23 protein-coding genes and 1 pseudogene are annotated in these 23,991 nt (G+C 65.8%); 4 read left to right on the top strand and 20 right to left on the bottom strand.

What is annotated here, in order from left to right; all coding sequences use genetic code 11:
• Window positions 1-21: 21 nt before the first annotated feature.
• The 3 genes from VK682_RS10905 to VK682_RS10895 form a co-directional block, all read right to left on the bottom strand.
• A complete protein-coding gene (locus VK682_RS10905; protein WP_089846525.1) occupies window positions 22-1,293 on the bottom strand; it encodes a TRAP transporter large permease in 1,272 nt (423 codons plus the stop codon).
• Window positions 1,293-1,784 carry a TRAP transporter small permease gene (locus VK682_RS10900; RefSeq protein WP_089846523.1) on the bottom strand — a complete coding sequence of 164 codons (492 nt, stop codon included), beginning with the start codon at window positions 1,782-1,784 and terminating at the stop codon, window positions 1,293-1,295. Before VK682_RS10900 ends, VK682_RS10905 begins: the two co-directional genes overlap by 1 nt.
• A gap of 73 nt (window positions 1,785-1,857) precedes the next feature.
• Window positions 1,858-2,886, bottom strand: coding sequence for a TRAP transporter substrate-binding protein (locus VK682_RS10895; protein ID WP_324781799.1), 1,029 nt, complete (start codon window positions 2,884-2,886; stop codon window positions 1,858-1,860).
• Window positions 2,887-3,043: 157 nt separating this feature from the next.
• Between VK682_RS10895 and VK682_RS10890 the strand changes: the two genes are divergently transcribed.
• Window positions 3,044-3,721, top strand: a complete 678-nt coding sequence (locus tag VK682_RS10890; RefSeq protein ID WP_324781798.1) for a GntR family transcriptional regulator — start codon at window positions 3,044-3,046, stop codon at window positions 3,719-3,721.
• A gap of 278 nt (window positions 3,722-3,999) precedes the next feature.
• Here VK682_RS10890 and VK682_RS10885 read toward each other — a convergent pair whose 3' ends face one another.
• On the bottom strand, window positions 4,000-5,289 hold the full coding sequence (locus VK682_RS10885; protein WP_324781797.1) for an ArgE/DapE family deacylase: 1,290 nt from the start codon (window positions 5,287-5,289) through the stop codon (window positions 4,000-4,002).
• Window positions 5,290-5,471: 182 nt separating this feature from the next.
• Here VK682_RS10885 and cueR point away from each other — a divergent pair, with 182 nt between their 5' ends.
• Complete coding sequence (gene cueR / locus VK682_RS10880) at window positions 5,472-5,867, top strand: Cu(I)-responsive transcriptional regulator (protein WP_324781796.1); 396 nt, start codon at window positions 5,472-5,474, stop codon at window positions 5,865-5,867.
• A 5-nt stretch (window positions 5,868-5,872) separates the two neighbouring features.
• On the opposite strand, the gene VK682_RS10875 is transcribed toward cueR, so the two are convergent.
• From VK682_RS10875 to VK682_RS10855, 5 genes are all read right to left on the bottom strand, one after another.
• Window positions 5,873-7,489 carry a GMC family oxidoreductase gene (locus VK682_RS10875; RefSeq protein WP_324781795.1) on the bottom strand — a complete coding sequence of 539 codons (1,617 nt, stop codon included), beginning with the start codon at window positions 7,487-7,489 and terminating at the stop codon, window positions 5,873-5,875.
• Window positions 7,490-7,662: 173 nt separating this feature from the next.
• On the bottom strand, window positions 7,663-8,988 hold the full coding sequence (locus tag VK682_RS10870; RefSeq protein ID WP_089846513.1) for a TRAP transporter large permease: 1,326 nt from the start codon (window positions 8,986-8,988) through the stop codon (window positions 7,663-7,665).
• The gene (locus VK682_RS10865; RefSeq protein WP_324781794.1) at window positions 8,988-9,578 is read right to left on the bottom strand and encodes a TRAP transporter small permease subunit; all 591 of its coding nucleotides are present in this window, start codon (window positions 9,576-9,578) and stop codon (window positions 8,988-8,990) included. Before VK682_RS10865 ends, VK682_RS10870 begins: the two co-directional genes overlap by 1 nt.
• Before the next feature lie 67 nt (window positions 9,579-9,645).
• The gene (locus VK682_RS10860) at window positions 9,646-10,668 is read right to left on the bottom strand and encodes a TRAP transporter substrate-binding protein (protein WP_207543610.1); all 1,023 of its coding nucleotides are present in this window, start codon (window positions 10,666-10,668) and stop codon (window positions 9,646-9,648) included.
• A 113-nt stretch (window positions 10,669-10,781) separates the two neighbouring features.
• Window positions 10,782-11,819 (bottom strand): C-terminal binding protein, encoded by a 1,038-nt coding sequence (locus VK682_RS10855; protein WP_324781793.1) that lies wholly within the window; start codon window positions 11,817-11,819, stop codon window positions 10,782-10,784.
• 176 nt (window positions 11,820-11,995) lie between these two features.
• Here VK682_RS10855 and VK682_RS10850 point away from each other — a divergent pair, with 176 nt between their 5' ends.
• Together VK682_RS10850 and VK682_RS10845 are read left to right on the top strand one after the other, a co-directional pair.
• Window positions 11,996-12,691, top strand: coding sequence for a GntR family transcriptional regulator (locus VK682_RS10850; RefSeq protein WP_324781792.1), 696 nt, complete (start codon window positions 11,996-11,998; stop codon window positions 12,689-12,691).
• Between the two features lie 92 nt (window positions 12,692-12,783).
• Window positions 12,784-13,698 (top strand): annotated as a pseudogene (locus tag VK682_RS10845) (IS5 family transposase); the annotation flags it as partial.
• A gap of 140 nt (window positions 13,699-13,838) precedes the next feature.
• Here VK682_RS10845 and VK682_RS10840 read toward each other — a convergent pair.
• From VK682_RS10840 to VK682_RS10790, 11 genes are all read right to left on the bottom strand, one after another.
• Window positions 13,839-14,348, bottom strand: coding sequence for a hypothetical protein (locus VK682_RS10840; protein ID WP_324781791.1), 510 nt, complete (start codon window positions 14,346-14,348; stop codon window positions 13,839-13,841).
• A gap of 136 nt (window positions 14,349-14,484) precedes the next feature.
• Window positions 14,485-14,787: an SH3 domain-containing protein gene (locus VK682_RS10835; RefSeq protein ID WP_324781790.1), complete on the bottom strand. Its 303-nt coding sequence runs from the start codon at window positions 14,785-14,787 to the stop codon at window positions 14,485-14,487.
• A gap of 113 nt (window positions 14,788-14,900) precedes the next feature.
• On the bottom strand, window positions 14,901-15,215 hold the full coding sequence (locus VK682_RS10830; protein WP_324781789.1) for a type II toxin-antitoxin system RelE/ParE family toxin: 315 nt from the start codon (window positions 15,213-15,215) through the stop codon (window positions 14,901-14,903).
• A complete protein-coding gene (locus VK682_RS10825; protein ID WP_324781788.1) occupies window positions 15,205-15,447 on the bottom strand; it encodes a type II toxin-antitoxin system ParD family antitoxin in 243 nt (80 codons plus the stop codon). The genes VK682_RS10830 and VK682_RS10825 overlap by 11 nt, the downstream gene beginning before the upstream one ends.
• Window positions 15,448-15,547: 100 nt before the next feature.
• Window positions 15,548-16,603, bottom strand: a complete 1,056-nt coding sequence (gene repC, locus VK682_RS10820) for a plasmid replication protein RepC (RefSeq protein WP_324781787.1) — start codon at window positions 16,601-16,603, stop codon at window positions 15,548-15,550.
• A 164-nt stretch (window positions 16,604-16,767) separates the two neighbouring features.
• Window positions 16,768-17,682 (bottom strand): plasmid partitioning protein RepB, encoded by a 915-nt coding sequence (gene repB, locus VK682_RS10815; RefSeq protein ID WP_324781786.1) that lies wholly within the window; start codon window positions 17,680-17,682, stop codon window positions 16,768-16,770.
• Window position 17,683: 1 nt separating this feature from the next.
• Window positions 17,684-18,859, bottom strand: coding sequence for a plasmid partitioning protein RepA (gene repA / locus VK682_RS10810; protein WP_089849649.1), 1,176 nt, complete (start codon window positions 18,857-18,859; stop codon window positions 17,684-17,686).
• 309 nt (window positions 18,860-19,168) lie between these two features.
• Complete coding sequence (locus VK682_RS10805; RefSeq protein WP_324781785.1) at window positions 19,169-21,529, bottom strand: aldehyde dehydrogenase family protein; 2,361 nt, start codon at window positions 21,527-21,529, stop codon at window positions 19,169-19,171.
• A 12-nt stretch (window positions 21,530-21,541) separates the two neighbouring features.
• On the bottom strand, window positions 21,542-22,522 hold the full coding sequence (gene deoC, locus VK682_RS10800; RefSeq protein WP_324782004.1) for a deoxyribose-phosphate aldolase: 981 nt from the start codon (window positions 22,520-22,522) through the stop codon (window positions 21,542-21,544).
• 22 nt (window positions 22,523-22,544) lie between these two features.
• A complete protein-coding gene (locus tag VK682_RS10795; protein WP_324781784.1) occupies window positions 22,545-23,528 on the bottom strand; it encodes a sugar-binding transcriptional regulator in 984 nt (327 codons plus the stop codon).
• On the bottom strand, window positions 23,525-23,851 hold the full coding sequence (locus VK682_RS10790) for a hypothetical protein (protein ID WP_324781783.1): 327 nt from the start codon (window positions 23,849-23,851) through the stop codon (window positions 23,525-23,527). The genes VK682_RS10795 and VK682_RS10790 overlap by 4 nt, the downstream gene beginning before the upstream one ends.
• Window positions 23,852-23,991: the final 140 nt, after the last annotated feature.

Here is a 23,991-nt window from a genome sequence, read left to right as displayed (position 1 = left end):
GAAGTTTTGGTGGCGCGGCGCTCAGTTGAGCAGGTCCGGCAGCCATGTTGTCAGGGGCGGGAACAGCACGAGCAGCACGATCACGGCCAGCTCGGCCAGCACGAAGGGCAGGATCGCCCGCACCAGCGGGCCCATCTTCACGTCGCCGATCTTCATCAGGATGAAGAGGACGACGCCGAAAGGCGGGGTGATGAGCCCCATGGCAAGCGTCAGCATGACCACCAGCGCCGCCTGAACCGGGTCGATCCCCAGCTGCAGGATGGTCGGCATGACCAGCGGCACAAAGATGATGAGTGCGGCACCGATGTCGATGAACATGCCCAGCACCAGCATCAGCAGCATGACCCCGAACAGGAACAGCGTGGGGCTGCCCTCGAAATAGGGGGCGACCGCAGTGACCATGGCGCCGATGCCCAGCAGGTTCAGCGCGTAGGACAGGATGGAGGCGGCGGCGACAAGCAGGTAGATCGCAGCGGTCATCCGCCCCGACACCTTCACCGCGTCCCAGAGGTCGCGCAGCGTCATCGACCGCAGCACCACCAGACCCAGCAGGGCCGCCACAAAGACCGCGATCCCGCCGCCTTCGGTGGCGGTAAAGGCGCCGGTCACCATGCCGCCCACGATGATCACCGGCAGGGCCGCCACAAGCACGCCTTCGAACAGCAGCCGCCCGATCTGGTCGCGGTTCACGGTGATGACCGATTTCGGCAGGCCGGAGGTCAGCGCGGTGATCAGGATCACCAGCAGGCAGGCGCCACCGAGCATGAGCCCGGGAATGATCCCCGCCACAAAAAGATCCACGATCGACAGCCCGGTGACCGCCGCCATGATGATGGCAAGGCCGGAGGGCGGGATGATCGGCCCGATGATGGAGGAGGCGGCGGTGACGGCGGCGGAATAGGGCCGCGAATAGCCCTCTTTCGGCATGACGTTCATGAAGAACCGCCCCAGCGCGCTGGCATCCGCGATCGCCGCCCCCGAAATGCCGGCAAACAGGATCGAGGTTCCCACATTGGTATAGGCGGTGCCGCCGCTGAACCGGCCCGTGGCCAGTGCGGTGAGCCGGATCAGCCGTTCGGTGATGCCGCTGCGGTTCATGATCTCGGCGGCGAGGATGTAGAAGGGCATCGCGATGAACACGAAGCTGTCCACGCCCCCGAAGAACCGGGTGATGATGACGGGAAGGGGAATCCCGGCCAGCCAGACGCCCAGCGTGCCGCCAAGCCCCAGAGCGAAGGCGATGGGAACGCCGGTGAACACCAGCAGGAAGCACAGAGCCGCGACCCATGCCATCAGTAGGCCTCCTCTTCGTGACGGGTCTCGCCGAAGCCGGTCAGCCAGCACAGCACGATCTGGACGAGCATCAGGGCGCCGCCCACGGGCAGGGCCATGTAGGGCACGATCATCGGCAGGCCGGAGGCCGCGGCACTCTGGCGGGCGTTGTTCAGGGCGGCGGGCCAGCCATACCAGACCAGCAGCGCCGCAAAGATCCCGGCGATGCCGAACAGCAGGCTGCGCAGCAGATGCGCGCCGCGCGGCGACAGCGCGTCCAGCAGCGTGTCCACCGCCATGTGGTCGCCGCGCTGAATGGCGGCGGTGCCGCCCAGCATCATGACCCAGAGCATCGAATAGCGCATGACCTCCTCCGCCCAGTTGAGCGAGGATCCGGCGGCATAGCGCCCGACGACCTGAATGAAGTTGAGCAGGCAGACAGCGGCAAAGATCGCGGCGGCCGCGGTCTCGCAGACCGCCGCAAGCCGGCGCGTCAGGGAATGGAGCGACATGGTGAGGGTCCGGAGCTTGGCGCAGGCAAGGCAGCGCCGGGCGACAGGGTCGCCCGGGCCTTGCGCGCGGGGGTTACTCGGTCGGGCCGTAAAGTTCGGTTTCCGCCTGTGCGACCGCAGCCTCGATCCGTTCAAGGATGTCGTCGCCGACCTGCTCGCTCACGAAGGCGCGCACCGGCTCATAGACCGCATCGCGGAACTGCTGCTTTTCGTCCGGGGTGGAGACATGGACCTGCACGCCCTTCTCCTCCTCGATCACCCGGATCGCCTGCCAGTCCCCGGCGGTCTTTTCGACATTCTCGATGCTGGCGAACAGCTTGGCGCCATCGGTGACGATCTTCTGATGCGCGGGCGACAGGCCGTTGAACCAGTCGTCATTGGCGATGACGATGTGCAGGCCGAAGACATGCTCGTTGAGCGTCATGAAATCGGACACATCCGCCGCACCGCCAGCCAGATGCACCGGCGGCGGGCTTTCAAGCCCGTCCACCACGCCCTGCTGCAGCGCCATCACCGCCTCGGACCCGGCAATCGGGGTGGCATCGGCGCCAAGCGCCTCGACCATCTCCATGTAGACCGGGCTTTCCATGGTGCGGATCTTCATCCCCTCAAGGTCGGCGGGGGTGACGATCTGCTTTTCATTGTTCATGAAAGAGCGGAAGCCGTTCTGCGACAGGGCCAGCGCCTTCATCCCGGTCTGCGCGTGAATGTCCTCAAGCGTCCAGCGGCCGAATTCGCCCTGCATGACCTGCCATGCCACCGGGGCCGACTGGAACAGGTACGGCATCGACCAGGCCTGGATCGGCGGATAGAAGCCCGCAAAGGCGCCATCCGAAGGCAGCGTCATTTCCAGCGTGCCCTGCTGGACCATCTCGGTGGTCTCCCGGACCGATCCCATCTGGTTGCCGGGGAACAGGCGCACGGTCAGCTCGCCGTTGCTCTTGTTCTCCACGTAATCCTTGAACGCCGTGGCGGCGTTGAATTCGGGGTTGTCCCCTTCGAACATCTCGAAGGCGAACTTGATCTCCTCCGCAAGCGCGGGCGGAGCGGCAAGCAGCGCGATGGCCGCAGCGGTGAAGGTGGTTCTGAGTGTAAAGGTCAACGCGATTCCTCCCAAAATCTGTCGATGCGTGGACGATCTCACATGGATTACACATAATCAAGACTCTTTTCACCACTCAAATATCGGCTATGATCGCAAGCTCTTGAACAATGGGACCGTGATCATGTCTGATGCTGAGCTTCGAGGGAGGGCTGGCGTGCCGGGGCACCCGCAGGCCGAGGACACCGAACCAGCGGAGGCCACCCCCCTGCATGTCCGGATGCGGGGCGACATCGTAAGCGGTGCGCTGCCTGCGGGCTCGCGGCTGAAAACGCAGGATCTGGCGCGGCGCTACGATGTCAGCATCAATCCCGTGCGCGAGGCCCTGCACCAGCTCAGCGGCGAAGGCTTCGTGATCCTGTCGCGCAACCGGGGCGCGCGCGTGCGCATGCTTGACGAGGCGTTCGTGCGCAACATCTTCGACATCCGCGCCCTGATTGAACCCTACCTGATCCGCCTCTTCGTAGGCCATGCCTCGCGGGAGGAGATCGCGCGGATGGTGGCGATTCAGGAGGAGATCGAGGCACTGGACGGTCCCGATCAGGTCCGGCTCGACGTGCTGGACGACGCCTTCCATCAGGTCACCTATGGCAACCATTTCAACAGCGAGGCGCTGGCGATCCGCGAACGGCACGGGCAGGTGGTTCATGCGCTGGCGCTGCGCTATCCCGCCAGCCCCGCCCGCCGCCGCGCCCAGAACGAGGAACATCGCCGCATCATCGCCGCGATTGCCGCCGCAGATGAAAACGCCGCCGCCGCCGTGGTGGAAGAACATGCGCGGGGGGCCGAACGCCACCTGCTCGAACAGCTGCGCCGCGACCGCGCCAACGGCTGAGCCGCGCCCCGCCGGGGCACGGCCCCGGCCCGTGGGCTGTGCGCGCTTCCGCCGACCGTTCATCAAAACCCTGACGCGGCCCGCCGCGAGGCGGGATCAGCCCCGGCCTGCCCGCCTCCGCTGACCGGGGCGCGGCACAGATCCCTTTTGCCGCGCGACGCCCGCTGCGGCTATGGTTACGCTGCCGCAGGCGCCCCTTCGAACCCGTGCCGGGGCATCGCGTCGCCTGTCATGTGCGGGAACGCGGAAAACCCGACGCTGCGGGCCAGCGGTGACGCTCAGCGCTCGATGGCTTCGAGCCCGCACCATTCGGCGATGAACAGCGCCATGGTGGTTGTGGTGCGGCGCAGCGACTCCACGCTCACCCGTTCGTCGACGCCATGGATGTTTTCCGAAATCGGCCCGTAACACAGCGACGGGATCCGGTTGTAAAGCTGGTAGACCCGGCAGTCGAGATAGCCGGGCGTCACGAAGCTTGCCAGTTCCTCGCCGGTGGCGGCGCGATGGGCCGCTGACAGCACCGCCTCGGCCTCGGATCCGGGTTCCAGCGCGTAGCCTTCCGCGAAAAAGCCGTTGAAGGTGACGCGCGGCGGCCACGCCTTCAGATAGGGATCAGCTTCGGCAAAGGCGCGGATCGTGTCCTCGATCTCGCGCGCGGCCTCGGCGGCCTTGATGCCGGGATAGATCGCGATGCGGCAGTCGACCCGGCACCATGCCGGCACGGAAGAGGCCCAGTCCCCGCCTTCGATCCTGCCGATATTGAGATTGATCGGATGCTCCACGTCTTCGAAGAACCGGTGCTCCGCCTTCTCGGCGTTCCACGCCTCTTCCAGCTGCCGCAGCGCCCCGATCACGCGATAGGCGGCATCTATGGCATTGGCGCCGCTGCCCATTTCGCGCACATGCACCGGCATGCCCCGCACCTCGACCTGAAACCAGAGCGTGCCGACATTGGCACGCACCAGCATCTCCTCCTCGGGTTCCGGGATCAGGACCGCCTCCGCGTCATAGCCCCGCAGATAGGTCATCAGGGCACCGTTGCCGGTCGATTCCTCTTCCACGACGGTCTGCAGATGCACCCGCGCGGCGGGGACAAATCCCGCGCGGCGCAGCGCGTCCAGCGCGAAGAAGATCTGCGCCTGCCCGGCCTTCATGTCGGCGCCGCCGCGCCCGTAAAGCCAGTCGCCCTCCACATGCGGCTCGAAGGGCGGATGGCGCCACATGTCCTCCGGCCCGGCGGGCACCACATCCACATGCGCCTGCAGGATCAGCGACCGCCCCACCTCCTGCCGGGGGCGATGCGTGCCGACCACGATCTGCGCCGTCGAATGCTCGGGGCTGTATCTGCCCGCGCCCTCATGCGCCTCGATAGCGGCGCGATCCATCTCGAACCGGTCCATCTCGTAGCCGCGCCGCGCCAGTTCTGCGGCGACAAACTCGACCACCTCCTGCTCCCTGCCGCGGGTGGAGGGGAAGCGCACCAGAACCTTGGTAAATTCGATTTGCTCCGCAAACCCCTCCTCGACCGCGGTTGTGATGGCCGATTTCACCTGCTCCGACATGCGCATCTTCTGGGTCCTGCTGCTGATCCGTGACACGCGGAGTTTTGGGGGTTCTGCACGCAATGTCACGCCTTTATCGACCGGACCCGGCCCCGGACCACCCGGAGGCGGCGGCGAAGGCCGGGCCGTTGCCGTTGCCGGTCCCGCAGATGCGCCCCATCTAGCTGGAGACGATCACGGAGAAGACGATGAACATCAAAGACGTGGCCACCCGCTCGGGCCTGCCCGCCAAGACCATCCGCTATTACGAGGAGATCGGCCTTGTCCGCCCGCAGCGCGGCGCCAATGGCTACCGCCGCTTCCGCGATACCGACCTGCACAAGCTGACCTTCCTTGGCCGCGCCCGGTCGCTGGGCTTCACCATTGAACAGTGCCGCTCCCTGCTCGCGCTTTACGAGGACGAGGGCCGCGCCAGCAGCGACGTCCGGCAGATCGCCCGCGACCATCTTGCGGAGATCGAGCAGAAGATCGCCGAGCTTCAGGCGATGCAGACCACGCTCACCACGCTGGTGGAGGCCTGTTCCGGCGACCAGCGCCCGGACTGCCCGATCCTGTCGGGCCTGTCGCAGCCTGCCGGGGGCTGAGCCGGTCAGCCGTTCCGGGCGCCAATGAGAAGATCCGCCGCTTTTTCCGCGATCATGGTCACCGGCGCATGGGTGTTGCCCGACACGATGGTCGGCATGATCGAGGCATCGGCGACGCGCAGTCCGGCGATGCCATGCACCCGCAGGTCGGCATCGACCACCGCCATGGCGTCCTGCCCCATGCGGGCGGTGCCGACGGGATGGAAGATGGTGGTGCCGACCTGCCCGGCGGCCTGCACCAGATCGGCATCGCTCTGCATCCGGGGGCCGGGCAGAACCTCCTGCGGGTCGTGGGGCCGCATGGCGGCGGTCTGCATCAGCGCCCGGGCAAGGCGCAGGCTTTCCACCGCCACGATGCGGTCCTGCTCTGCGGTCAGATAGCGCGGGCGGATGGCCGGGGCGTCGCCCGCTCTGGCGCTGCGCAGATGCACGCTGCCACGGCTTTCGGGTCGCAGGTTGCAGACCGACACGGTCAGCCCCGGATAGGGATGCAGCGGCGATCCGAAGCTGTCCAGCGACAGCGGCTGCACATGGAATTCGACATTCGCCGAGGCTTCGCGCGGCGAGGAGCGGCAGAAGATGCCAAGCTGGCTGGGTGCCATGGACATCGGTCCGGACCGGCGCAGCAGGTATTCCAGCCCGATCCCGATCCGGCCCGGCAGGCTGGCCACCTGGTCGTTGAGGGTTCTGGCGCCGCTGATCTTCCAGACCGTCCGCAGCTGCAGATGGTCCTGCAGGTTCTCTCCCACCCCCGGCAGCGCATGGCGGGGCGTGAGGCCATGCTCCGACAGCAGGTCGGGATCGCCGATGCCCGACAGTTCCAGAATCTGCGGCGTGCCGATGGCCCCCGCCGACAGCACCACCTCCCGCCCGGCATGGGCGCGATGGTGCCGCCCTTTCAGCAGGTACTCCACCCCCGTGGCGCGGCGGCCCTCCAGCACCAGCCGTTCAACCTGCGCGCCGGTCTCGATCCGCAGGTTCGGACGTTTCCGCGCCGGGGTCAGGAAGGCCTTGCGGGCATTCCAGCGCAGCCCGCCGCGCTGGGTGACCGGGAAATAGCCGGTGCCTTCGTTGTCGCCGTCGTTGAAATCCTCGGTCCGCGGGATGCCGATTTCCTCGGCTGCCGCCGCCGCCACGTCAAGGATGGGCCAGTTGAGGCGCTGCTGCTCGACCCGCAATTCGCCCCCCCTGCCGTGATGCGCATCCGCCGGGCCCCAGTGATGTTCGGATTTGCGGAAATAGGGCAGCACCTCGTCCCAGCCCCAGCCCGCATTGCCCATCTGCCGCCACTGGTCGTAATCCCGCGCCTGACCGCGCATGTAGATCATGCCGTTGATCGACGAGCAGCCGCCCAGCATCTTGCCGCGCGGATAGTTCAGCGCCCGCCCGCCCAGATGCTCCTCGGCTTCGGTGCGGAAACACCAGTCCATGCTGGGATTGCCCATGGCGTAAAGATAGCCCATCGGCACATGCACCCAGAAGCGGTTGTCGCTGCCGCCCGCCTCCAGCAGCAGCACCCGGCAGCGCGGATCCGCGCTCAGCCGGTTGGCCAGCACGCATCCGGCCGATCCGGCGCCGACGATGATGTAATCATAGCTTCCGCTGTCGATCCGCTCGCTCACGGGGCCGCCTTTCGCATATCTGTCTGGTCCTGACCTGCCGACCCGCCGCCGGGGGACCATGTCATGACACTGTGGTTCAGCCCGGACCGGTCCCTGCCCGCCCCCGCCCTGCCATGGCGCATCCGGCTCAAGCGACCTGCCCTGTTCGCGGGATCCTGCAAGCGACCGCAGCCTCAGTAGACGGCGATCTGCGGGAAGGCGATCAGCAGGCCGACCGCAATCACCTGCAGGCAGATGAAGGGCACCAGCGACCGGAAGATCTCGCCCAGCGTGATGTCGGGCGGGGTCACGCTTTTCAAGTAGAACGCCGCCGGGCCAAAGGGCGGGGTCAGGAACGACACCTGCATGTTCATGGCAAAAAGCACGCCGAACCAGATCGGATCCAGCCCCAGATCGCGGATGACCGGCACAAAGATCGGCATGGTCAGCAGCGCGATCCCCACCCAGTCAAGGAACATGCCCAGCACGAACAGGATCAGCATCATGGTCAGGACGATGACCGTGGTGTTGTCCGACACCCCGGCAATGAGCGACGAGATGAAATCGATGCCGCCCATCAGGTTGTAGACCCCGACCAGCGCACTGGCGCCGATGCCGATCCAGACGATCATGCCGACGGTGGTCAGCGTGTGCAGCGCCGCGTCGAGCAGCATGGCGAAGCTGAATTCCCGCCGCAGCAGGGTCGACAGGATCACCCCCGCCACCCCCACGGCAGAAGCTTCGGTCACCGAGGCGATCCCGCCATAGATGGAGCCCAGCACGAAGACCACGACGAGGCCGGGCAGGATCAGCCCGCGCAGCAGCTTCAGCTGCTCGGCTGCGGGCATCTTCCGGGTCTCGGGGGGCGGGGCGGCGGTGGGATCGGTATAGGAGCGGAACACGACATAGGCGACATACATCGCGGCCAGCATGAAGCCCGGCACGAAAGCGGCGGTAAACAGCTCGCCCACCGAGACATTCGCCGTCAGGCCATAGATGATCAGCACGATGGAGGGCGGCACCATGGTGCCGAGCGAGCCGCCCGCGCAGACCACGCCGATGGCAAGACGGCGGTCATAGCCCTGCCGCAGCATCTGCGGCAGCGCCACCAGACCCAGCAGCACGATCTCGCCGCCGATGATGCCGCTCATGGCGGCCAGAATGACGGCGACGAAGATCGTCTGGACCGCCACGCCGCCTTTGACCCGGCCCGCCACCAGTTTCATCGCGTCGAAAAGGTCGCGGGCGATCCCGGACCGGTCGAGGATCGCCGCCATCAGCACGAACATCGGCACGGAGACGAAGACGAAGGAGGAAACGAAGGAATAGACGCGGCTGGTGATCAGCGGCACCGCCATCGGCCCGAACCAGCCAAGCGCGAACAGCAGCGCCACCAGCAGCGTCACCAGCGCCAGCGGCATGCCCGTCAGCAGCAGGACAAGCAGCAGGCCGAACATCAGCAGCGTGCCGCCCTCGATTCCGAGGCTGGAGAGATCCAGCACCGAAGAAATGACATCCATCACCGGTCCGCCCGTTCTGGGGCCCGTGCGGCCCGCATGTAGCTGAAAGTCAGCAGCAGGAACTGGCCGCTCATGACGATGAGCACCAGAAACAGAAAGATCTTGATCAGCGCGGGCGCGGGCGAATTCCACGCGCTGCCGCTGGTTTCAAGAAAGAAATCCCCCGAAGGCCGGAAGATCGCCTTGCGCACCATGTGCCATGCGGCCCAGGCGAAAAACCCGGTGGAGATCATGCAGGTCAGCGAGATCACGGCGTTGAGCACCTGCAGCGCCCGGCCCCGGACAAGATCATAAAGCAGCACGACCCGGATGTGCGAATTGCGCGCCACACAGAGCAGGCCGCCGAAGATGAAGGTGATGGCGCTGAGAAAGGTCGAGGTCTCATGCGCCCATGTGGTGGGCGCGTTGAAGAAATACCGCGTGATCACCTCCAGCACGAGGATGGCCATGGCCAGCACGATGCCAAGCGCAAAGACCGCCGCGACCCGGTCGATGCTCCGGCCGATCCGGCCCGCTTCCGGCAGGGTTCTGGGGTGAGAAAGCGCCGCCTCGGGGATCCCCGGGCGCGCGACAGGGTCAGGCTCCGCCATGTGAAGTCATCCGGTTGATTGCAGGGGGGAACGGGACGGGCGACATGGTCGCCCGTCCGCGGGTCACTCAGTCCAGCAGGCCCTGTGCCTTGAGATAGCTCGTCAGGGTGTCATAGACCTGCTTGGCATTGTCGGACTGCGCGGCCACATTCTCCCACTGGCCCATGGCGATGGTGCGGAAGCGGGCGCGTTCCTCGGCGGGCCAGTTATGGACGGTGATGTCGGGATTGGCCTTGGCCTCGGCGACCGCCTCCAGATCCTTGATCGACAGCTGCGACACCATGTCGGTGGCCAGATCCCGCACCGAGACGGTCATGATTTCCTGAAGATCCGCCGGAAGGCTGTTCCAGACATCCAGATTCATCGACACTTCCACCAGCGGCATGGAATGGAAGCCGGGATAGACCGGATGGTTGCCCGCCTTGTGCAGCCCCTGCGACTGGTTGGTCGAGAAGACGGTGGAATCCGCAGCGTCAATCACCCCCTTGTCGAGCGCGGTGAACACCTCGGCATAGGGCAGGTTGACGGGAACCGCGCCAGCGGCGGCAAAGACCTGCTGGATCAGCCCTTCGGGCGCGCGCACCTTGAGACCTTCAAGGTCATCCACCCCGTCCAGCGGCCGTTTGGACACAAACCCTTCCAGCCCGGTCGTGGTCGCGCCGACAAACTTGAGGTTATACGGCTCCTCAAGCGCGGCCATCATCTCGTTGCCGCCGCCATAGCGCATGAAGCGGAACATCTCCTCGGGCGAGGACCATGCGCCGATCGGATTGGCGGCAAGGCCAAAGGCCGGATCCTTGCCGGAGAAATAGCTGACATCGGTGATGTGCCCGTCCAGAATCCCGGCCCCCACGGCATCCTGCGTCTCGTTATATTCGACGACGGCGCCCACGGGCAGCAGCTCGATCTCGATGCGGCCGCCGCTCATCACGCCGACGCGCTCCGTCCATTCGTTCTGGATCTGGAAATTGGGATTTCCCGCCGGGTCCACCGACTGGAAGGTGAACGAGAAGTCCTGCGCCTGTGCAGCCCCTCCCGCCGTTGCCGTCATCATGGCGGCAAGCATCGTCATCCTGATCGTTCTGGCCATATCTTCTCCTCCCTATGGATCAACTGGCATCTCTGGCCTGCCCCGCCTGTCGCGGGACATGGCCGCCCCCGGAACGTGCACCGCTCCGGGCCTCCTCCCCGCCCGGTCCCCGCCTATTCGGCGGCCGGAACCAGGATGTCCTCCGGCCTGTTGACCAGATTGCGGATGCGCCCCTCCCGCAGCCGCAGCATGGCCGTCTCCACCGACAGCCGCCGCGCATCCGCGACGCTTTCCGGGCTCGACCATGCCGCATGCGGCGTCAGCAGCAGCCTTTCGCCAGTCAGCGGATCGCTCCGGTCCGCATAGGCGCGCGAGATCGGATCATCCGGCGCGGGCGGCTCGACCGGCAGGACATCCAGCGCGGCCCCCGCGATCACCTTGTCCCGCAGCGCCTCCAGCAGCGCCGGCACATCCACGATCGCGCCGCGCGCGGTATTGATGACGATGGCGCCGGGCTTCATCTGCCGCAGCGTCTCGGCATTGATCATGCCGCGCGTTTCTTCGGTCAGCGGACAGTGCAGGCTGACGATGTCGCTGACCTCCAGCAAGGCCTGCAGGCTTTCGACCCGCTGCACCCCGAGCGCGATTTCGGTGCCGCGCGACACATGCGGGTCATAGCCCACCACATGCAGCCCGAAAGCCTTGGCGCGCAGCGCCGTCGCCGTGCCGATGCGCCCCAGCCCGACGAGGCCAAGCGTGCGCCCGCGCAGCCGCCCGGTCAGCGGCGCGCGGGCATGGTCGAACCCCTCCTGCGGCGAGGCGACCAGCGCGCGGTGATAGGAGGTCAGCCCGCGCTTGAAGTTCAGCATCATCGCGATGGCATGGTCGGCCACCTCGCTGGTGCCGTAATCGGGCGTGTTGCAGACCGGAATGCCCTTGGCGGCGGCGGCCTCCAGATCGATGTGATCGAAGCCCACCCCGGCCCGGACGATGATCTTGCAGCGCTCGAGCTTGGAGATGACCTCCGCGCCCACCGGCATCTCGTGCCAGACCACCAGCGCATCGGCCTGCCGCCAGTCCTCGGCGGGGATCGCGTCGGGCTGTCTTGCACGATGGATGCTCCAGTGCACGTCGGGGCCCGCCGTCTCGCGCTCGATCAGGGCGTCGTCAGGATACTGCGCATCTGGCGTCAGGAGACGGAACCGGGTCATTTGCTGGGCATCCTTTCCTCAAATTCGTCTCATCTAGAATTCTAGTATTTCATTTTACCTGTCAAGTGGCGTAAATGGACTTGACCGGTGGGCGGCGATAGAACGGGGTTCAGCGCGCCTCCGGACCCCGGACGCGCATGAGGCGAGTCCCGGACTTTGACCCGGAGGAGAGCGACGTGTCGCTGAGCAAACTGGCTTTCACGCGCATCCGAGACGCGATCGTCTCGGGTGATCTGGCCTTCGGAGAGCGCCTGTCGGAGGTGCAGATCGCCGAGGCTCTGGAAATGAGCAAGGCCCCGGTCCGGACCGCCTTTCTGGAACTGCGCGACCGGCGGCTGGTGACCATCGTGCCGCAGGCGGGCACCTATGTCTTTTCGCCAAGCCGCGAGGACGTCCACGAGATGAGCAGCTTCCGCGCCATTCTGGAAACGGCGGGGATGCGCCTGTCGCTGCAGGCGGCGCGGGCCACCGTTCTGGACACGCTCGCCACGACCATCCCGCGCATGGAAAAGGCCTTGGGCGAGGGGAACTGGAAAGACTACGAGGCCGCCGACATGGAATACCATCTGGCCTTCATCAACAATTCCGGCAACAGCTACCTGCCGCAGGCCTATGACCTGACCGCCCCGGCCATCAAGGCCCTGCGCGTGCGGCTTCAGGCCGGCACCGGCGCCTATCGCAAGCAGTCCTTCGGCGAGCACAAGCAGATCCTGCGCCACCTCGAAGCCGGTGACCCCGATCAGGCCGCCGAGGCGCTGCGCGCGCATATCATGGTGATCAACGAGGCCAAACTGGACCTTCCCGAAAAGCGCGGCTCGCGCGCCAAGGCGCTAAACCGGTCGCTGGAAGAATACCGGCAGATTTTCCGCTGATGCGGCGGGCGCTTTTTGTCGCAAGGGACGTTATTTCACAACTCTGGCCGTCGAGGATTCCCCTCACGAATCCATGCAGTTAGGTGACGTGTATTAGCAAATCTGCGCCCACCCAATACCGCACGACGAACTGGTCCAGCTACACTGCTTCGCTTTACAAGTGCGGATCACTGCTGATCTGGCTGGACAAGGAGATGTTCTGGCGCGCGCCGCATGACGGCAGCCCCGGTCGGCCTGCGGTGTTCTCGGATGCGGCGATCCAGTTCTGTCTGACCATCAAGGTTCTGTTCAAACTGCCGCTCCGGCAAACGACGGGTATGGTGGCCAGCCTGTTATAGATGGCGGGTCTGGATTGGGCGTTGCCCGACTACACCACCCTGTCCCGGCAGCAGAAGACGCTGGCCGTCCAGATCCCGTATCGGCGCGCTGATGGCCCTCTGAACTTGCTGGTGGACAGCACTGGGATCAAGTTTCTCGGTGATGCGAATGGCATGCCCGCAAGCACGGCATTCAGAGTCGACGCCAGTGGCGCAAGGTCCATCTGGCCATGTACACCGCTCATTCGGGCTCCGGGCGGTGAAGTTCACCCCTAGCCGCGATGGCGACAGTCCCGTGCTACCGGAACTGCTCTATCAGTTCCCCGAGGGTACAGAGATCGGCACGGTGACCGCCGACGGTGCCCATGACACCCGCCGCTGCCACACCGTCATCATTTACCACCAGACCACTCCGATTATCCGGATCCGCAAGAATTGCGGCCTTGGAAAGAAAACTTCCCGTCCGCGATCGCCCGAAATGTAACCTTGCGCGCCACACGGCACTACGGCAGGGCGTTCTGGAAGCGCTGGACCGGATATCATGCCCGAAGCCAGATTGAGGCGAAAATGCGCTGCCTGAAGGCGTTCGAGGAATGCATCGCCGCAAGAGACCCGAACTACCAGATCACCGAAATCTACATCCGCATCGCGCTCATGAATGGCTTCAACGCCCTCAACATAGCCGAGATCCCGCCTGACGCCACCTCAAGCGCCGCCTCGAGATTTTCCAGGGCGGGAACGATCTGCCGCACTGGGCCTCAATCCGGAACGACAAAGTCCGCCCCCTGCGGAGCGGCCCTGTCTTCGGTCAGATGTATGTGTCCGGCGGATCAGCCGTTGTCGTCGACCCGCACCTCGGTCGCCGTCCGCAGCGCTGCGGCGAATTCCTCTTCGGACATGTTCAGGACCAGTTCTTCGTCCGCATTCACCGACAGGCGGTTCACCGAAACGGCCGCGTTTTCGATGGCGCGCTCGTCAGCGCCTTCCATTTCGCCATCAAGGTCGATGATCACGCGGCTGGCGGTCATGTCCCGCTTGGACACGGTGCCGATCACCTCGCCATCGCTGCTGCGCACCACGGCGTCATTGGTGAGTGCGGCATCCAGCTGCGCAGACACATCCGACGCGGCGCTGTAGGCGTCATCGGCACCCACGGCTTCCACCCCGGCCTGCGCGGCATCCGTGGCGCTTTCGCCAACGGCATAGGCGGTGTCTGCGATGGCGCCCGCAGCTTCGGACGCCTGTTCCGTAACGCTGGCCCGGTCATCGGCCTGCGCTGCGGCGCCAGCAAAAACGAGGGTCAGGGCGGTTGTGGTGGTGGCAAGAAAACGCTTGGTCATTTTCCGGTTCCTCCGTCTTGATCTGCATCGGTCCCGTCTTCGGGTCTCGTTTCTCAATGCAGAGCGGAGGGTTGGGGTTCCGATCCGTCTTGCCTGCCCCCTCGTCACCCAGATGCAATGGCGCCCCCTGCCCCGCTCAGATCTCGCGCAGATAGGCCCAGGACACGAAGCCTTCGAGCCCGGGCGCGCGGTCCAGCGCCACCCTGCACCAGCGCGTTCCGCCGGTCTGCGTGCAGTCCTGCAGCCGAAGCACGGTGCCGTTGGGCAGACCAACATAGGTTTCGAACCCGGTCCCCGGCCCGCCGCGCAGCTTCAGGAAATCGCCCTCTTCGACGCCATGGACTTCGTAGCGCGCGCCCAGGGCCCCGGCACCCGGGGCAGTGCCCGCACAGCCTGCCAGCACGCTCAGGGCCAGAACGCTTGCGATGATCTTCTGCATGGGGCTCTCCTGCTTCTTGCTTGTGCGGCGGGTCTAGTCCGAGGCGCGGCGTGATGGAATGCCCTGTCAGGCCAGCGCGGGATTGCATCTTGGGTATGGACGCGCAGAAGAGGTCAGTCCAGCGCGTCCAGCAGCCTGTGCCAGTCCTGACGTCCGCCAAGCACGCGCAGCACATCCAGATGGCGGTCGGCGATGCGGTAGATCACCAGATGGGGCCCGGTGGGATGGATGCGAACCGGGGGAGAAAACTCGTCCCGTTCGCGGGCGATCAGGGGCATTTCACGCAGAAGCCCGAAAGCGGCCAGCAGCCCGTCCAGGTATCTGTCCGCCTGTTCGGGCGACCATGTTTCTGCGCCAAACCGCCAGATGTCTTCCAGATCGGCCTGCGCCCTTGGGCGGAGCCTGATCCCTGTCAGGTCATCCGCCATAGGTGCGGCGCATCCGGTCCTTGAACGCCGTAGCGTCAAAGGGCTGGGCTTCGCCGCTTTCGATCCCGTCGCTGATGGCGGTCTGCAACTGGGCGACCGCGCGGGCGCGGTCCTGATCGCGGCGGATCAGATGACGCACATAGTCGCTGGCATTGCTGAAGCTGCCATCGCGGGCGCGCTCCTCCACCCAGGCTTTCATCGGGTCCGGGATCGACACGTTCATCGTTGCCATCACATATCTCCCATGGATCGGGCGTGCCCTGAATATGGCAATCCTTGTCATGTCCGTCCAGTCTTCATGAGGGGCAGGGCAAAGCAAAAGTTGACAGCTGTCAACTCGCCCCCCGTGCCAAGGCGTGCAGCATCGGCATGGGGGAAAATCCGCTTCCAGCCGCCTTGCGGGCAAGACTGCGCAAATAGCCCCCCGGATTGCGAATTTTACTGAACTTCTGCAGCATCGCGGCCACGGTGATCGAGGCGCCAGAGGCGGTCATTGTCGCGCAGGCCTGTCGCCATGTGTCGACAGATATGCCCATCATCGGGGCAATCCGCGCGGCTTTTTCTATGAAATCTCCCCAGCGTCGGATGGGGGAGGGATCGTAAACCGCCAGTTCCGTGCAAAGCGCGGTCACCATGGCCAATGACGGCTGGCTAGTTTTGGGCGCGGTCGTTTCTGGTTCAGATTCAATAAGGGATTTATCTGAATCCTGTATGTGCCGCTCATTCTGGCTGTCATTGCCGGTCAGATCTTGTGTCTCGGCTGTGGCAGCTGGGGTGAGGTCGGCAAGCGCCGCGCGCAGGTCGGCAAGCAGGATGGTTAGTGCATCGATGTCAAGCTTGCGGCGCAGGCGCTGCCGGATGGCGTTCAAATCAGCGCAGTCACTGGCATAGGCGGGATGTGCCGCAAGCGCCTGCAGCGTGACCATGACCGCTTCGCGCAGCTCCTTCCGTCGGGCGTCTTCCTTGAGGATGCGATCTGCCTCGGCGGCGATGACGTCGCTCTGGCGGAGCAGGGGGCTCAGATCGAAGCCGAAGGGGATCAGCCCGCTTTCGGTGTGGCGGGCATAGCGCTTGCGGTTCGGGGAATCGCGGCGTGTGATCAGCCCGGCTTCGACCAGCGACGACAGATGGCGCCGCAGCGTGCTTTCGGGCATGCCGTTGGCCCGGTCGCCGAGCACCCGGTTGGAGGGAAAGACCACCGTCTCCGCCGTCAGATCGTCGCTCCGGTGAAAGCTCAGCAGCGCGGACAGCACTGTCAGCGCGCGATCCGACAGGCCGAAGCTTTTCCGGGCCGTGGTCAGGTCGCGCAGGATGCGCCATTTGTTTTCTGGCGATTGGACAGCCGTCTCTGGCCGCCGCCGCTGGGGCGTCGATATGTATGTCTGCATCTGCTGTCACGCAGGCAACAGAAAATCATCCCGCTGACTCGTCGAGCGGTTGACAGCTGTCAACAAAGAGAGGTAGCTTCGAAGTGCGAGTAAGAAACGGGCCTCTCGGGACGTCAGTCTTGGGGGGTCTTTTCTTTGGCCTGTCTTGTGCCTCCTGTGTTGGTTTACTGCTCGTCTTCGCCAAGCGCCGCGAGGTAATCGCGGTGCAGACGGTCGAAGTTTTCTATCAGCCAGATGTCGAACCCGTCTTCCGAGGTCACGGTCAGCGTGGTCTGGCCGCGCTTGCGCCGGACCTGCGCCAGCGCGCGCCCATCGGCATCAGTGACGACTTCGGGTGTGGCGGCGGGTTTGGGCCGGGCGAGGGCGGTGTAGACCGCCTTGAACCGGCTGTCAGATGTCTCGCCATGGGCCAGCGCCGCAACCTCCTGCGGGGTCCGGTCGCCAAACAGCTTGGCCAGCGCCATCCACCGGTCTCGACCGGCAGAGGGGGCGGCGCCAATGGCGCGGATCACCGGCTCTGGCACGGCATCCGCCACGGTCAGCATGCGGCTGACCACGGTCTTGTCGATATGCAGCGCGTCGCAGATCACCTTGCGGTCAAAACCGCCCTGTTCCATCTGCTGGGCAAAGCGCGCCTTTTCGATGAAGGTCAGATCGCGCCGGGCAGAGTTTTCCTGCCCCTGCGCCACGATCAGATCCTTGTCGGACAGATCGCGCACCATGGCGCGCACCGGCTGGTGCAGCTGTTTCAGCGCGGCGACCCGGCGGCGGCCATAGACGATTTCGAAGCGGCCTTCGGTGCTGGGGGAATGCCGCAGCATCACCGGCACCTGCTGGCCATATTCGCGGATGCTCTCGCAAAGCGCGGCGATGCCCTCGGGATCGCTGTCCAGCCGGTCGTCGAGCCCGGCATCGTCGATCAGATCGGGCGGCACCTCGACCAGCGCGCGCATCTTCAGATCGGCAAGGGACTGGCTGACCGCGCCGATGGCGCCGGCACTCCGCCGGGGCTGGGCCGGGGAGGGGGGGGAATCCTCCCCGCCTTTCATCAGGTTTTCGAGGAGGTTCTTGCGTGCCATCTCAGCGCCCCCATGCTTTCTGGATCAGATCCTCGATCTCGCCGGTGGAGGCGTTCAGGCTTTCCATCGCGCGCTCATAGGTCGACCGGGTGAACTGGGTCCGCTCCACCTCGTAAAGCGTCTGCTTGGTGATCCCGGCATCGGAAATGGCGGTGGATTTCAGCACCGGATGGTTCAGCACATGATCGCCGAACATCGACCGCATGAAACTGACCATCTGGTTCTGCGGCCCGTCGCCGGGTTCGTACCGGGTCACCAGATAGCGCAGCCAGTCATAGGACATGTCGCCCCCCGCCTCTGCCACGACGCCCAGCAGGTTCGAGGTCATCAGCAGGAACTGGCACATGGACATGACATCCAGCATCTGCGGATGCACCGTCACCAGCACCGCAGTGGCCGCCGACAGCGCCGACATGGTCAGAAAGCCAAGCTGCGGCGGGCAGTCGATCACCACCACGTCATAATTCGCCTCTACCTCGCCCAAGGCTTCGCCGATGCGGGTAAAGAACAGCTCCCCCGACCGCTGCGACAGCGCGCGCGGGGTTTCGTGCTCGAATTCCATCAGGTCCAGATTGCCGGGCACGATGTCCAGATTGGTGAAATAGGTCTTCTGGATCACCTCGCTCAGCGGCACCGGGTCATCGTAGCGGATCGCGTCATACAGCGTGCCGCCGTCCAGCAGATCGAATTCCGGCTGGAACCCGTGCAGCGCCGACAGCGAGGCCTGCGCGTCGAGATCAATGGCCAGCACCCGGTAACCGTCCAGCGCCAGCTTCTGCGCCAGATGCGCCGAAGTGGTGGTCTTGGCCGAGCCGCCCTTGAAGTTGATGACGGAGATCACCTGAAGATGGTCGCCCTCGCGCCGTCCCGGCAGGTAGGATCCGGGCGATTTGGTGCCCTTTTCCAGCATCTGGCGCAGTTCCTGGATATTCTCCGGGGAATAATAGCGGCGGCCCCCGGCGCGCGTTTCCGGTTCGGGGCCGCGCCCGTCCAGATGCAGCCGCCGCAGATAGGCGTCCTTGACTCCCAGAAGCTGCGCTACCTCGCCGCTGGTGAACTTGCGCAGGGTGCGTTTGGTGTCGGGCGGAAACAGCTGCTGCCGATGCGCCTGAAGCCGCTTCGACAGGTCGGCCGCATGCTGCCCGACCAGGAGATCGATCCTGTTCGCTTGGTTCATTTACTGCCCTCTGAGCCGTAAGCCGTGTGTTACACTTTGCGGCGTCTTATTCGCTTGTTGCCGTAAGTATTGGCCCGAGCGGCGCGAGTCGAGCAAGCATTTTCTGCCCCATCTTGTGGATAACTGCGCAAAAACCGCAAGGATTTCGCCGGATCCGGGGGCATTTGGCGCCCCAGGCGGGGCAGGGGGCAGATCTGCGGGGTCAAAACCGGAGGATGGAAGGGCAGGGGGAGGAGTGATTCCATCCCCTGCAACGGCCCGCCGCTGGCCTGTTGCGGTCAGCGGCGGGCGCGGGATCAGCGTGCAAAGTCACTCGCCATAGGGCACCCAGACGGTTTTGACCTGCGTGGCGCGCTGCAGGAACAGCCTGCCCTGACCTTCGGCGCCGGTCCAGCCGCGCGCGGCGCCGTCTTCGGTCCATGTCTGCTTGAGGTTGCCGGCGGAGGCGGTTTCGACCGCCTTGGCACCGGCTGCCGTGCCGAAATACCAGACCGCCGCCACATCGTCATGATCGGCCAGCGTTTTTGCCAGCACGTCGCGCTCGCCGGTGACGATATTGACCACGCCGCCCGGCAGGTCGGAGGTGTCCATCACCTGATAAAGGTCGGTCACCGCCAGCGGATGGGTCTGCGACGGCACCACCACCACGCGGTTGCCCATGGCGATGGCGGGCAACACCAGCGACACGAAGCCCAGAAGCGGCTGTGCGGTGGGGCAGAGGATCCCCATCACCCCCAGCGGTTCGTTCATCGCCAGCGTCACATGCGCGGATTTGGTGGACTGCACCGCGCCATCGAACTTGTCGGCCTGCGCGGCATACCAGAACACCCGGCGGATCGCGGTCTGTACCTCGGTGCGGGCGCTGTCGCCGCTCTGGCCGAAGCTGCGCAGCCGGTCCTCGAATTCGGTGGCGCGGGCGGCAAGGTTCTCGGCAAGATAATACAGCACCTGCGCGCGGTTATGCCCGGTCTGCGCGCCCCAGCCCTTGGCGGCATGGGCGGCCTCCACGGCATTGCGGATGTCCTTGCGGCTGCCAAGCGGTGCCAGCCCCACCGCCCCCTGCGCCCCGGTCACCGCATAGGAATAGCCGCTGTCCGGACGGGCCTGCTTGCCGCCCACATAAAGCTTGGCGGTGCGGTCGATGGCCATAACGGGCAGGCCCTGCGCGGGGGTGGCCTCCAGCGGGGCAGGGGGGGCCTCGGGCTGTTTCGGTTTTGGGGCGGGGTGGGTCAGATAGGCCGCCATGCCCGCCCGCGCGCCCTCGCGCCCGAACCCGCTTTCGCGCATGCCGCCAAAGGCCGCGCCCGCGTCAAATAGATTGGCGGCGTTGATCCAGACCACCCCGGCCTTCACCTTCGCCGCCATGTCGAGCGCCAGATTGACATTTTCGGACCAGACCGAGGCGGCAAGCCCGTAGCGGCTGTTATTGGCCAGCGCCACCGCATCTTCGGGGGTGCGGAAGGGGGTCAGCGTGACGACGGGGCCAAAGATCTCCTCCGTCGACAGGACCGAGGCGGGCGCCACGCCGGTGACCAGCGTCGGCGGATAGAAACAGCCCTCCGGCGCCTCGCCCTGATGGATCTGCGCCCCCTCGGCCCGGCCCTGATCGACCAGCGCGCGGATACGCTCCAGCTGCACGGGGTGGACGATGGCGCCAAGATCGGTGGATTTCTCCATCGGGTTGCCGGTGATCAGCGTGGCCATGCGCCGCCGCAGCAGCTCGGTAAAGCGCGGGGCCACGGCTTCGGCCACCAGAATGCGCGAACCTGCGCAGCAGACCTGCCCCTGATTGAACCAGATCGAATCGACCACGCCTTCGACCGCCGCATCCAGGTCGGCATCGGCAAAGACAAGGAAGGGCGACTTGCCCCCCAGTTCCAGCGTCAGCGCCTTGCCGGATCCGGCGGTCTGGCGGCGGATCAGCCGCCCCACCTCGGTCGAGCCGGTGAAGGCGACCTTGTCCACCCCCGGATGGCCGGTCAGGGCGGCGCCGGTCGCACCATCGCCGGTGACGATGTTCAGCACGCCCTTGGGCAGACCGGCCTCGCGCGCGATTTCCGCCAGCGCCAGTGCGGTCAGCGGGGTGTATTCGGCAGGCTTCAGCACCACGGTATTGCCCGCCGCAAGCGCGGGTGCGACTTTCCATGCCAGCATCAGCAGCGGGAAATTCCACGGGATGACCTGACCGCAGACCCCGTGCGGGGTGGCGCCGGGAAATTCATCGGCGAGGATCTCGGCCCATCCGGCGTGATGGTAGACATGGCGCACCACCAGCGGCAGGTCGATGTCGCGGCTTTCGCGGATCGGCTTGCCGCTGTCGAGCGTCTCCAGCACCGCCAGAAAGCGGGCATGCTGCTGGATGTGGCGGGCCAGCGCGTAAAGATGCCGGGCGCGGTCATGTCCCGGCAGGGCCGCCCAGCCGGGCTGTGCCGCGCGCGCGGCGGTTACCGCCGCGTCCACATCGGCCTCGCTGCCCTGAGTGACATGGGCCAGAACCGCGCCGGTGGCGGGATCGGTCACCGCAAAGCTTTCGCCCGGTGCGGTGAAGGCGCCATCGATGAAATGGCCGAAGCCCGCCTCGTGCCGGTGCAGCCAGTCGCGCACGATGGCGCTGTCTTCGGGGGCGGGGCCGTAATCCATGGTGTGCAGAATATCCGTGATCGAGGTCATTTCCGGGGCTCCTCAGGCAAGGGCGTGGCGGGACGAGGCGGCGTAGCGCCCGGTGACATGGTGATCGAGCTGCCGTTCGATATCGCCCAGCATCGACGAGGCGCCCAGACGGAACAGATCCGGCTGCAGCCAGTCGCGCCCCATCTCCTCGCGCATCAGGACCTGCCAGTTCAGCGCGTCCTTGGCGGATTTCATCCCGCCCGCAGGCTTGAACCCGACACGGTGACCGGTGGCGTCGCGGTAATCGCGCAGGGCGCGCACCATCACCAGACTGACGGGCAGGGTGGCGTTCACCCCTTCCTTGCCGGTCGAGGTCTTGATGAAATCCGCCCCGGCCATCATCGCGACCATGGAGGCGGAATAGACATTGCGCAGCGTCTGCAGGTCGCCCGTGCCTAGAATGGCCTTCAGATGCGCCGCCCCGCAGGCCTCGCGCATGGCTGCCACCTCGTCATAAAGCGCCTGCCAGTTGCCGGTCAGCACATGTTCGCGGGTGATGACGATGTCGATCTCCTCGGCACCCTCGGCCACGGCATAGCGGATTTCCTCCAGCCGCAGGGGCAGGGGCATCAGCCCCGCCGGAAAGCCGGTCGCGACGGAGGCGACCGGAATGCCGCTGCCCTGCAGGGCGGCCACCGCCGCACCAACCATGGTGGGATAGACGCAGACGGCGCCGGTGGTCAGCCCCAGATCCGCGATGCCCAGCCCTTCGATGATATGCGGGGCCAGCGGCTGGCGCGCCTTGGCGCAAAGCCGCCGCACCCGTTCCGCCGTGTCATCGCCGGAAAGCGTGGTCAGGTCGATGCAGCGGATGGCGTTCACCAGCCACGCCGCCTGCCACTCCTTCTTGACCGAGCGTCGCGTCACCAGCGTGGCCGCGCGCCGCTCTGCCGCGCTGCGGTTGACCGCATGACCCTCGAACAGGGCCGGATCCAGCGGCTGGCCCGGGTTGCGATGGCTGTTGGCGCCGGGCTGCCCGCCGCTCTGGGGCATGGCCTGCGCGGCTCTGGCGGGGTTAACGGTCATGGGCATGCTCCAGTGCAAAGGTTGCGGTGGCCTCGTCGGTGACGAGAACGGTGATAAGCCCGGCCCTGAGCGTGCCAAGCGTGACGTCGTGTTTTTCCTGACCCGAGACGATGCCGATGGACCGCCCGTGCTGCCTGAGATTGCTCAGGGTCAGGCCGATGGTGCGGGCGTCAAGATCGGGATCGACGATCTCGCCCTGTCGGCTGATGAAATGGCCCAGCACGTCGCCCACCGCGCCCGCCCGCAGCAGCCCGGCCATTTCGGGCTTCAGGATATTGCCCGACCGCTGCAGCACCGAGCCCTCGCCCGCCACGCCGAGCGAAAAGGCCAGCACCTGCGCCGCCTCGGCCTGCCGCAGCACATCGGCAACGATGCGGTCCTTTTCCAGCACCTCCCGGGTCAGGATCTCGCCGACGATGGCCGGAACCGGCAGCGGGATCATCCGGCCCCGGCCCTTGCGGGCAAAGGTTTCGGCCACGTCGTTGTGATGGGCGATGCCCGGCACTGGGGCCACGGTGCCGTTGATCTGCACCACGCTGATCCCCTCGGCCCAGTCTGACGGCAGCCAATGCGCCACCGCCGCCATGGTGCGGCCCCAGGACACGCCGATGCTGCTGGGTTTGGGTTTCAGCGCGGCCAGATACTGGCCCGCCGCCTGCGCCACGCCATCGGGCCCCTCTTCGGCGGGGCCGGGCACCACCACCGCATCCTGCAGCCCGAAGGCATGGATCAGCCGCGCCTCCAGTTCGGGATGGCGCAGGGTGCGCGGCACGATCTCGATCCGGACGATGCCCAGATCGCGCGCCTCCTGCAGCAGGCGGCTGACCTGCCAGCGGTTCAGGCCGGTTTCGGCGGCGATCTCTGTCAGCGTCTTGTTCTGCTGATAGGTCATGCGCGCGATGCTGACCATCAGCTGGTCGCGCCCGCCTTCCTGCGGCAGCCGGTTCGAAATGCGGTCGGTGTCGTCGCTCATGCCGGAGGCTCCGCCAGAATCCCATCCGCCAGATCGTGCAGAATTGGCGCCAGAACGTCCACCGCTTGCCGGTATTGCACAAGCAGACGCCGGTATTGCGCCGACCGCGCCGGGTCGGGCCGGATCTCCCGCACCGGTGGGGCCAGCGCCGCCGCCGCCTCGGCCAGACCGGGCCAGCGCCCAAGCCCCACGGCGGCGGCCACCGCATTGCCGTAAAGCGTCAGGTTTGCCTCGCTTGTTTCGATGCCGATGGCAGAAGGGCATGACAGCCATATGCGGGCGGAATGGCAGCTGGCGGAGCGGGTCGTCTGCCCATCGCACAAAGAAATGCTACCGGATCACTGCCCAGACTGTGGAAGCTATCTGCGGATCTCGTTCAGGATGCGCGATGGCCGGTTGCTCCCATTCTGCCAAAAATGCGATGAGCTAATGGGATGAACTGCCTTCCCACCAAACCGCTGCT

Source organism: Salipiger marinus (assembly GCF_035481585.1).
Classification (GTDB): domain Bacteria; phylum Pseudomonadota; class Alphaproteobacteria; order Rhodobacterales; family Rhodobacteraceae; genus Salipiger; species Salipiger marinus.
The sequence above is the reverse complement of the archived record's forward strand: the minus strand, read 5'-3'. Positions and strand labels throughout refer to the sequence as shown.